Here is an 8,577-nt window from a genome sequence, read left to right on the forward strand (position 1 = left end):
GCCATGAGCGAGCACGTGTACCGGGTGACCGAGATCGTCGGGTCCTCGACGGAGAGCGTCGACGCCGCGATCCGCAACGGCATCGAGCGTGCCTCCCGGACGCTGCGCCACCTCGACTGGTTCGAGGTCTCGCAGGTCCGCGGCCACCTCGCCGAGGGGCGGATCAAGCACTACCAGGTGTGCATGAAAGTCGGCTTCCGGCTGGAGGACGACGACGCTTAGGCACGCTCCGGCAGCACCAGCGGCACCCCCGTGCGCGGGTGCGGCAGCACCTCGACCGGGTGCCCGTACACCTCGCTGAGCAGCGGCGCGCGCAGCACCTCGGCCACCGGCCCGTCGGCGACCGTCGCGCCGTCGGTCAGCAGCACCACCCGGTCGGCGTAGGCCGCGGCGAGCGACAGGTCGTGCAGGACGACGACCACGCCGTCCCCCGCGGCGGCCCGGGTGCGGGCCAGGCGCAGCACCAGTTCCTGGTGGCGCAGGTCGAGCGCGGCGGTGGGTTCGTCGAGCAGCAGCAGGGCGGTGCGCTGGGCGAGCACCCGGGCCAGCGCCACCCGGGCCCGTTCGCCGCCGGAGAGCGCGGTGAACGGCCGCCCGGCGAAGGCGGCGGACTCGGTCGCGGCCATCGCCTCGTCGACCACCCGCCCGTCCTCGGCGGCGGCCGCGGTGCCGGCCCAGGGGGCGCGGCCCATCCGGACCACCTCGTCGGCGGGGAACGGGAAGGACAGCGCGGCCGCCTGCGGCAGCAGCGCGCGGCGGCGGGCGAGGTCGGCGGGCCGGTAGCCGGCCAGCGGGCGGCCGTCCAGCCGGACCTCGCCGGCGGTCGGCGTGAGGTCGCCGGCCAGCACGGAGAGCAGGGTGGACTTGCCGGCACCGTTCGGTCCGAGCAGGGCGACCACCTCGCCGGCGGTGACCCGGACGTCGGCCCCGGCCAGCAGCTCGCGCCCGCCGACGGTCAGCCGGACGGCCTCGGCGGTGAGCAGTTCGGTGCCCGGGGCGGGCCGTGCGGGTACCTCGGGCCGGTTGCGCAGGGCGCCGATCCTCATGCCCAGCCTCCCTGCTTGGTCCTGGTGCGGCGCAGCAGCCAGAAGAAGAACGGGCTGCCGATCAGCGCGGTGAGCACGCCGAGCGGGAGTTCGGCCGGTTCGGCCAGGGTGCGCGCGGCGAGGTCGGCGGCGACCAGCACGAGGGCGCCGCCGAGCGCGGAGGCGGGCAGCAGGAAGCGGTGGCCGGGGCCGGCGACCATCCGCAGCAGGTGCGGGACGACCAGGCCGACGAAGCCGATGATGCCGCTGACCGCGACGGCGGCGGCGGTGAGCAGGGCGACCACGGTGATCAGCACCAGCCGCATCCGCTCGACGTCCACGCCGAGGTGCCGGGCCGGCCGTTCGCCGAGCGCCAGCAGGTCCAGCGAGCGCGCGTAGCGGGGCGCGACGGCGAGGCCGACCAGGGCGAACGGGAGGACGGCGAGCACCTTGCCCCAGGTGGCCTGGGAGAGCGAGCCGAGCTGCCAGAAGGTGACCTGGCTGATCGCCGCGGAGTCGGCGGTGAACAGGAACAGGCCGATCAGGGCGCCGCAGAAGGCGTTCACCGCGACGCCGGTGAGGATCAGGGTGACCACCTCGGTGCGGCCGCCGGAGCGGGACATCGCGTAGACCGCGAAGACGGTCAGCAGGCCGGTGGCGAAGGCGGAGGCGGTCACCGTCCAGGTGCCGAGCGCGTCCAGGCCGAGCACGATGCAGCCGACCGCGCCGACCGCGCCGCCGGAGGAGACGCCGATGACGGCCGGTTCGGCGAGCGGGTTGCCGAAGACGCCCTGCATCAGCGCGCCCGCGCAGCCGAGCGAGCCGCCGACCAGCAGGGCGAGCACCACCCGGGGGAGCCGGACGTTCCAGAGCACCGACTCGGGGACGCGGTCGAGGGCGTGGCCGCCGAGGCCGAGCCGGTGGCCGAAGGAGGCGAGGATGTCGCCGAGCGGGATGCGGTAGGCGCCGATGCCGGCCGCGAGCAGGGCGAACAGCAGCAGGGCGACGGCGAGGCCGGTGGTGAGCAGGGCGGTGCGGCTGGTGCGCCTGGCCACGGGAAGGCTCTTGCCGGTGACGGCGGCGGTCATCGGGCGGCCTTCGGGTAGAGCTGTTCGGCGATCTCGCGGATCACCTGCGGGGTGCGCGGCCCGTAGCTGAGCAGCTGGCCGTCCTCGACGGAGACGATCCGGCGGTCGAGCCCGGCCGGGGTCTGGGCGACGCCGGGCAGCTTGAGCAGGCCGTCGACGCCGCCGACGGAGTCGAGCCCCTTGCTCATCACCAGGATCGCGTCGGGGGCGGCCTTGACCAGGGCCTCGCTGGTGAGCGGGGTGAAGTCGCCGCTGAGCCCGGCGGCGGTGCCGGCGTCCTCGCCGCCGACCGCCTCGATCAGCGAGCCGGCGCCGGAGGCGGGGCCGCCGAGCAGATAGACGGAGGCGCTGCCGCGAAGGTAGAGGAAGGCGACCTTGGGGCGCTGTCCGACGGCGGGCAGGGCGGCCGTCGCCTCGGTGATCCGCTGCTCGGTGCGCTCCTTCAACTGCCGCCCGGCGTCGGGGACTCCGAGGGCGGCGGCGACGGTGTCGATGCGCGGGCCGACGTCCTCCAGCCGCTTGGCGTCGTCCAGGACGAGCAGCGGGACGCCGGCCGCGCGGATCTGCGCGATCGCCTCGGCCGGGCCGGTGGAGCGGTCGGCGAGCACGACGGTCGGGTGCAGGGAGAGCACGCCTTCGGCGGAGACGTCGTGGGCCTGGGTGATCACGGGCAGGGCGGTGGCCTGCTCGAAGGTGGTGGAGACGTCCCGGGCGACGACCTTGGGGCCGAGGCCGAGGCTGAAGACGATCTCGGCCAGGCTGCCGTTGAGCGGGATGATCCGTTCGGCGCTGGTGACGGTGGTGGTCCGGCCGTCGGCGGAGGCCGCGGTGGCGGGGAGCTGCGGGGCGGGCGCGTCGGGCAGCGGCTCGACGGTGTCCGGGGCCTGTGTGCCGGTGCCGGTGGCCTCGCCCGTGCTGGTCGAGAAGCCGCAGGCCGTCAGGGCGAACAGCAGGCCGAGGAGGAGCAGCAGGATCGCGGGGCCGCGCGCGGCCCGATGTCGGGTGGTACTGCTGCTCAACGTCGTTCCCTTCGTCGGGAGTTGTCGCCGCCGGTGGGTGGGGTGCGGGGGTGCCCGGCGGGGCTCTTGACTCATATATTAGGTTAGCCTTACCTAAAACTCGCAAGGGGGTCGGTGATGTGCCGACCCCGCTTTCCCCTGTCGCGCCGAGGAGTGATCCGCGTGCCTCTGCCCCATCGGCTCCGCCGTCTGACCGCCGGCCTGGTGGCCGCCCTGGCGGCCCTGTTGACGGTCGCCCTGCTGCCCGGACAGGCGGTCGCGGCCGAGGGGCGGGTGTCCGGCGGGCGGCTCGACTGGGGGATCAAGCAGTCCTTCCTGACGTACGTCACCGGGCCCATCGCCCAGGGGAGTTGGGCGCTCACCGGCGGCGCGGCCACGGTCGCCGGCAGCGGCTTCCGGTTCCACTCCGCCACCGGCACGTACGACCCGGCGAGCGGCGCGCTGAGCGCCTCGTTTTCCGGCGGGGTCCGGTTCACCGGGCACCAGGAGAGCGGCGCCAACGCACTCGACCTGAGCATCGGACGGCTCACCTTCCGGGCCGCCCCGGGCGGTTCGGCCGGGCTGTACGCGGACGTCAGCAGCAAGTCCCGGGAGACCGGTCAGGTCAGCAACGCGAGCCAGGCCAAGATCGCCGACCTCTCGCTGGCCGGCGTCGACCTGCGCGGCGCGGCCGGCACCCTGACGCTCAACAACGTCCCGGCGACGCTGACCGACGCGGGGGCCAAGGCCTTCAGCGGGTTCTACACCGCCGGGACGGCGCTCGACCCGGTCAACCTGTCGGTCAACCTCCCGGCGGCTCAGCCGACCTCGGCGGCGCCGAGTGCCACCGCGACCGCTACTCCAAGCGCCACTGCCACCGCCTCCGCCTCCGCCACCGCTTCGCCGAGCGCCGCGCCGTCGTCGGCCGCCCCGGCGGCCCCGGCCGACACCCCGGCCCCGGCCGACACCCCGGCCCCGGCCGACACCCCGGCCCCGACCACCGCTCCGGCCGCCGCCGCCACCGAGTTCGGCAACGGCGCGCTCGACTGGGGGGTGCGTCGCACCTTCCGCGACTACGTCACCGGCGCCATCGCCCAGGGCCGTTGGGAGACCACCGGCGGCGCGGCGGACGGCGGCGCGTTCTTCCGCTGGACGCCCGCCAAGGGCAGCTACGACCCGGCGAGCGGCGCGCTGAGCGCCGCGTTCACCGGCAGCGTCCGCTTCACCGGCCTGAAGAGCGGCGACGCCTACGCCCTGGACCTCACCCTGGCCAACCCGGGCATCGCCGTCGCCGACGGCAAGGGCGTGCTGCGCGCCGACGTCTCCGGCCGTACGCCGGACGGCGCCGCCCAGCAGCTCACCGGCGTCGAGCTGGCGACCTTCGACCCGGCCGGCCTCACCTCCGAGGGCGGGCTGCTCAAGGCCGTCGAACTCCCGCTCACGCTCACCGAGCCGGGCGGCAAGGCCTTCGGCGGGCTGTACCCGGCGGGCACCGTGATGGACCCGCTGAGCTTCGCCGTCGCCCTCGACCCGGCCGCCGCCCTCCCGCCGCTGCCGGACATCGGCAGCGCCCCGGCCGTCGCGCCGAGCCCGTCCGTCACGCCGGTCGCGGCCACGGTCGACGGCGGTGGCTCGGACGGTGTGCCGACGGCGGCCGTGGTGGCCGGCGGCCTGCTCGCCGCTGCGCTGGCCGCGGCCGGTGGGGTGGTTCTCTTCCGCCGCCGTCGCGCCTGACCCCCCCTCCCCACCTCCTTCCCCCGTTCATCGATCGGAGTTCCCCCCATGTCCCGCAACCGCACCCGGCTGGCCGCCCTGGCCGCCGTCACCGCCGGCCTCGGCCTGACCGCCTTCGGCGCCCCGGCCCTGGCCTTCGGCGCCGGCGCGCCGAGCAGCGTCACCTACGACACCGGCGCGCTGGACTGGGGCGTGAAGGCCAGCTTCCGCAACTACATCGAGAGCCCGGCCTCTCAGGGCGGCGCGATCGAGCTGACCGACGGTGCGACCCGCAACGCCGACGGCACCTTCCACTTCGGCCTGGCGAGCGCCAAGTACGACCTCACCACCCACGCGCTCAGCTCCTCCTTCACCGGCGGCGTGCACTTCACGGCCCACCACGGGGCGCTGGACGTGGCACTCAGCGACCTGAAGATCACCACGTCGGGGACGGCCGGCACGCTCACGGCCGACACCGCCTCCAAGGAGTCGATGGGCGCGGCGGAGGTCACCAAGCGGGACGATGTGCCGCTGGTGACGTTCACCGTCGGCCGGGACACCACGACGGGCGTGCCGACGGCGGCGAAGCTGACGGAGGAGGGCGCGAAGGCGTTCGCGGGCTTCTACCAGGCCGGCGCGGACATGGACCCGCTGGCGCTGCTGCTCCAGCAGAGCCCGGCCACCCCGTCCCCGACGGCGACGCCGACTGCTACGGCCACGTCTACGGCCACCCCGACGGCGACGGCGACGGCGACGGCGACTCCGACCCCGACCGCCGAGCCGTCCACCACGGCCACCGCCTCCCCGTCGGCCACCGCGACCGCCGAGCCCACGGCCACCGCCACCGCCACCGCCACCGCTTCGCCGTCCGCCACCCAGACCCCGACGGCCACCTCCTCGCCGTCCGCGACCTCGTCCCCGTCCGCCACCGGTACCCTGTCCGCCGCGCCGAGCGGCAACGGTGAACTCGCCGTCGTCAACGGCACGCTGGACTGGTCGGTCAAGGAGAGCTTCCGCAAATACCTGCAGAGCCCGGTGGCCAACGGCAAGGTCGAGTTCGGCGGCGGTGCGGCCGACTACCGCTTCGGCGGGGCGAACGGCAGCTACAACACCAAGAGCCACACCCTGTCGGCGGGCTTCGCCGGTTCGGTGCGCTTCCTCGGCCACCCGGCCGCGGGGGGTGGCTACCAGCTCGACACCGCCCTCTCCAAGCTCGGCCTGAGCATCTCCAAGGACGGCGCCTACCTGACGGCCGACGTCAACGCCAAGTCCCTGGACGGGAAGACGACGTCGCTGTCCGGCGCGCGGATCGCCAAGCTGGACGTGTCGAAGGCGAACCTCACCCCGGTGAACGGTGTCGTCACGCTCAACGCCGTCCCGGCCACGCTGACCGCCGAGGGCGTCCCGGCCTTCGTCAACTACAAGGAGGGTGACGCCCTCGACCCGGTCACCGTTTCGCTGGCCTTCGACAAGAACGCCCAGCTGCCCACCACCCAGCCGAGCAACGGAACTGCGGGCGGTACCACCACCGGCACGACCGGTACGACCGGCTCCACCGGCACCGGATCCGGGACCGTCGGCGGCGCCTCCCTGACCACCACCGGTGGCAGCACCGGCGTGCTGGCCTCCACCGGTTCCTCCACCCCGGTGGCCCCCCTCCTGGCCACCGCCGGCGGCCTGCTCCTCCTCGGCGGCGGCGCCACCGCCCTGGCCCGCCACCGCAAGTCCACCGAGGTCTGATGCGGAAGGCTGTGGAGTAGGAAGTCGGCGGATCCGACTTCCTACTCCGGCACGCTGAACAACGTCATCCGGTGGCCCTCGCTCGATCAGAGCGAGGGCCACTGTGGTTGCGCAGGAAGTCGGGCCCGCCGACTTCCTGCGCGACGGGAAGGCCGAGGCTATGCGTGGTGGTCGAGTTCGCCGGTCTTGATGGCGTTGAGGAGATCGGCGAAGGCGGCCGGGTTTGTAGGGAGGACGATGCCGCCGTCGTCGGATTCCCGGAGTTCGACCAGGCCGGCGGCCCCTGTGCGGATCTCGACGCAGTTGGCTTGGTCGCCACTGAAGCTGGACTTCTGCCAATCGAGCTGTGACATGTGCGCTTTCCTTAGAGGGCGTAGCGGATGTGCTGAATCAGTCCCCAGGAGTCGTGGTCGGCTCGGGATCGTAGAGCGCGAGATGCTTCCAGTTCCGGAAGCGCAAGGGACTTGAGGCGTTCGAACTTTGAGTGATAGGCGACGAGCGACTCTGGATCGCCATGGTAGGTGGAGCCGCCGGGGTGCTCCATCAGCACGGTGTCCAGGTCGGAGTGCGGACCGTGCACAATCATGAAAGACGTGTCCGTGGAGACGTACTCGGTACAGCGGAAGGGCAGGATCTGGATCGTGACGTGGGGGAGTTCGCTCACCTCGACCAGATAGTCGAGCTGTTCCCTCATGACCCTGGGGCCGCCGAACCGGGAATGTAGGGCCGCTTCGTGGATCACAGCGTGAAGGGGGAGGGACCCGTCGCTGCTTATGGTCTGCTGGCGGCTGCGACGGAATTCCATCTTCTTCTCATCGCCGCTGAGGATGACCTCGCTGTAGTGCGGGACCTGAAGCAGCCCGGGGATCAGCAGAGTTTCGTAGCTGGAGAGAGAAACAGCGGTCGACTCGGACTCGGCCAGATCGAGGGCCGAGGTGTGAACGAACCCCTTGAAGGCACTCCACCAGCCCTTCCCGTTGCTGAGTCCCATCCTGTGCAGAGCCGCGGCATAGGTCTCATCCGTGTGGCCATAGGCATCCAGCAGAACGGTCAACCGATCCGGATCCAGCCCCGTGCGACCGGCCTCGATGTGGCTGAGTTGCGGGCCTCCCATGCCGACGAGTGCGCCGGCATCTTTGACTGCCAGCCCGGCGCCCTCGCGGAGGCGCCTCAGTTCAGCACCGAAGCGCCGCTGCCTCTCACTGATGTGGGTCCTGAGTGCCAAGGGGTGTCCTTCCGTGTCGGAGCAGTCTCCCGCTGTAAGGGCTCGGGATGCCACTCGCGCGGGTGAGGCCTCTCGCCCCTACCGGCTCATCTTCCCGGATCGTGTTGCACGCGTGGAACCTAATGACCTAACGTCAGTGTTGCGTCGATCACATGGCGGATCGTCAGTAATGCCAATTTCCAGGGCAGTAGGCGCATGCTGCCCATTTCGCACCGCAGAGCAGCCAGGTCCGGGCTGGCCTCGTTCACGGCGACGCATCCGTCGACGTTCTCTCCTCCCCTCCCTCCCTGCCTCTCCCCATGGAGGTCTCCCATGCGTGCCCTCAACCCGCCCGACTGCTCCACCTTCCGCGCCGAACTGCGCGCCAACCTCCGCTCCGCCGGCTGGCCGCCGGACATCATCGCCGACGCCGAACTCGCCTTCCACGAGCTGTACATCAACGCCTGGCAGCACGCGGGCTCCCCGGCGCCGTCCGTCCTCGTCTTCCTCCGGCCCGCCACCCTCCGCGTCGCCGTCTGCGACGACAGCCCCGACCTGCCGCCCGAACCCCGCACGAGCACCGACCCCTACGCGACCTCCGGGCGCGGCCTCCACCTCATCCGCGCCCTCACCCACCGCTTCGGCGCCCACCCCACCAAGACCGGCAAGGTCATCTGGTTCGAGCTGGACGCCGCCGCGTGAACCTCCCCATCCCCCCGCACGACCCGTACCTCCGCACCTACACCGAACCCGAGATCGCCTCCCTCCTCCGCGAACTCCACGAGCGCGGCGAGCCCTTCGGCATCCGG

9 protein-coding genes are annotated in these 8,577 nt (G+C 72.8%); 4 read left to right on the forward strand and 5 right to left on the reverse strand.

Translation table 11 applies throughout. The features are described from left to right. Positions 1 to 3: 3 nt before the first annotated feature. Positions 4 to 222: a dodecin gene (locus ACFVUH_RS35515; protein WP_387917663.1), complete on the forward strand. Its 219-nt coding sequence runs from the start codon at positions 4 to 6 to the stop codon at positions 220 to 222. On the opposite strand, the gene ACFVUH_RS35520 is transcribed toward ACFVUH_RS35515, so the two are convergent. The 3 genes from ACFVUH_RS35520 to ACFVUH_RS35530 are packed head-to-tail and all read right to left on the reverse strand — an operon-like array spanning position 219 to position 3,207. Next, complete coding sequence (locus ACFVUH_RS35520) at positions 219 to 1,046, reverse strand: heme ABC transporter ATP-binding protein (protein WP_355357434.1); 828 nt, start codon at positions 1,044 to 1,046, stop codon at positions 219 to 221. The genes ACFVUH_RS35515 and ACFVUH_RS35520 overlap by 4 nt on opposite strands. After that, positions 1,043 to 2,113 carry a FecCD family ABC transporter permease gene (locus tag ACFVUH_RS35525; RefSeq protein ID WP_387917665.1) on the reverse strand — a complete coding sequence of 357 codons (1,071 nt, stop codon included), beginning with the start codon at positions 2,111 to 2,113 and terminating at the stop codon, positions 1,043 to 1,045. Before ACFVUH_RS35525 ends, ACFVUH_RS35520 begins: the two co-directional genes overlap by 4 nt. Then, positions 2,110 to 3,207, reverse strand: coding sequence for a hemin ABC transporter substrate-binding protein (locus tag ACFVUH_RS35530; protein ID WP_387917667.1), 1,098 nt, complete (start codon positions 3,205 to 3,207; stop codon positions 2,110 to 2,112). Before ACFVUH_RS35530 ends, ACFVUH_RS35525 begins: the two co-directional genes overlap by 4 nt. An 87-nt stretch (positions 3,208 to 3,294) precedes the next feature. Here ACFVUH_RS35530 and ACFVUH_RS35535 point away from each other — a divergent pair, with 87 nt between their 5' ends. Next, positions 3,295 to 4,845, forward strand: a complete 1,551-nt coding sequence (locus ACFVUH_RS35535; protein WP_387917669.1) for an HtaA domain-containing protein — start codon at positions 3,295 to 3,297, stop codon at positions 4,843 to 4,845. A gap of 48 nt (positions 4,846 to 4,893) precedes the next feature. Further along, entirely contained in the window at positions 4,894 to 6,564 is a 1,671-nt protein-coding gene (locus ACFVUH_RS35540) for an HtaA domain-containing protein (protein ID WP_387917671.1), read from the forward strand. A 158-nt stretch (positions 6,565 to 6,722) separates the two neighbouring features. Here ACFVUH_RS35540 and ACFVUH_RS35545 read toward each other — a convergent pair whose 3' ends face one another. Then, positions 6,723 to 6,917, reverse strand: coding sequence for a DUF397 domain-containing protein (locus ACFVUH_RS35545; protein WP_387917672.1), 195 nt, complete (start codon positions 6,915 to 6,917; stop codon positions 6,723 to 6,725). Between the two features lie 11 nt (positions 6,918 to 6,928). Beyond that, on the reverse strand, positions 6,929 to 7,789 hold the full coding sequence (locus tag ACFVUH_RS35550) for a helix-turn-helix domain-containing protein (protein WP_387917674.1): 861 nt from the start codon (positions 7,787 to 7,789) through the stop codon (positions 6,929 to 6,931). 312 nt (positions 7,790 to 8,101) lie between these two features. On the opposite strand from ACFVUH_RS35550, the gene ACFVUH_RS35555 reads away from it, so the two are divergent. Further along, positions 8,102 to 8,470, forward strand: coding sequence for an ATP-binding protein (locus ACFVUH_RS35555; RefSeq protein ID WP_387917675.1), 369 nt, complete (start codon positions 8,102 to 8,104; stop codon positions 8,468 to 8,470). The last annotated feature ends 107 nt before the right edge of the window (positions 8,471 to 8,577 follow it).

This window comes from Kitasatospora sp. NPDC058032 (assembly GCF_042885845.1).
GTDB lineage: Bacteria > Actinomycetota > Actinomycetes > Streptomycetales > Streptomycetaceae > Kitasatospora.

What these genes read in the sequence shown, in the direction of transcription:
- ACFVUH_RS35515 (WP_387917663.1), top strand. Translation starts at nt 4, where the DNA reads ATGAGCGAGCACGTGTACCGGGTGACCGAGATCGTCGGGTCCTCGACG.
- ACFVUH_RS35545 (WP_387917672.1), bottom strand. Translation starts at nt 6,917, where the DNA reads ATGTCACAGCTCGATTGGCAGAAGTCCAGCTTCAGTGGCGACCAAGCC.
- ACFVUH_RS35530 (WP_387917667.1), bottom strand. Translation starts at nt 3,207, where the DNA reads ATGAGTCAAGAGCCCCGCCGGGCACCCCCGCACCCCACCCACCGGCGG.
- ACFVUH_RS35525 (WP_387917665.1), bottom strand. Translation starts at nt 2,113, where the DNA reads ATGACCGCCGCCGTCACCGGCAAGAGCCTTCCCGTGGCCAGGCGCACC.
- ACFVUH_RS35555 (WP_387917675.1), top strand. Translation starts at nt 8,102, where the DNA reads ATGCGTGCCCTCAACCCGCCCGACTGCTCCACCTTCCGCGCCGAACTG.
- ACFVUH_RS35540 (WP_387917671.1), top strand. Translation starts at nt 4,894, where the DNA reads ATGTCCCGCAACCGCACCCGGCTGGCCGCCCTGGCCGCCGTCACCGCC.
- ACFVUH_RS35520 (WP_355357434.1), bottom strand. Translation starts at nt 1,046, where the DNA reads ATGAGGATCGGCGCCCTGCGCAACCGGCCCGAGGTACCCGCACGGCCC.